This is a genomic window from Trinickia sp. EG282A (assembly GCF_040965455.1).
Taxonomy (GTDB): Bacteria; Pseudomonadota; Gammaproteobacteria; order Burkholderiales; family Burkholderiaceae; genus Trinickia; species Trinickia symbiotica.
This window is the reverse complement of sequence record NZ_JBFRCC010000031.1, coordinates 1-481: the sequence shown is the minus strand read 5'-3', so window position 1 is coordinate 481 and position 481 is coordinate 1. Positions and strand designations below refer to the sequence as shown.

Sequence of the window (481 nt, the reverse complement as noted above, 5' to 3'; positions counted from 1 at the left end):
CCTTTATCGGCATCAATATATTGTGCAGCGGCGACTTCTGGCGTGTGTGACGGATCGCTCCACAGCAGATCGGCCAACGGCTCAAGCCCTGCTTCAATGGCGATTTGCCCACGGGTGCGGCGTTTAGGTTTGTAGGGCAGGTAGAGGTCTTCGAGTTCGGTTTTGCTTAGGGTGGCGTTGATGGCATTCGCCAGATCATCGGTGAGTTTGCCTTGCTCGGAAATAGACTTGAGGATCGCCTGACGTCTCTCTTCCAGCTCGCGCAGATAGCTCAGACGCGTTTCCAGATTACGCAGCTGCGTGTCATCCAGACCGCCGGTGATTTCCTTACGATAACGTGCGATAAACGGCACGGTATTCCCTTCGTCAAGCAGGCGAACGGCAGCGTCAACCTGTTCCGGGCGTGCCTGAATTTCACCCGCAATAATGCGGCAGAACGAATCATTCATCATGGTTTGAGTTCATCTTTTCGGATCAAAAA

At 53.4% G+C, this 481-nt stretch carries 1 protein-coding gene; it reads right to left on the bottom strand.

Annotated features, from left to right (window positions below; all coding sequences use genetic code 11):
- A partial coding sequence (locus tag AB4Y31_RS31765; RefSeq protein WP_368677420.1) for a Tex-like N-terminal domain-containing protein occupies nucleotides 1–452 on the bottom strand: 452 nt, incomplete at its 3' end.
- Nucleotides 453–481 lie beyond the last annotated feature (29 nt).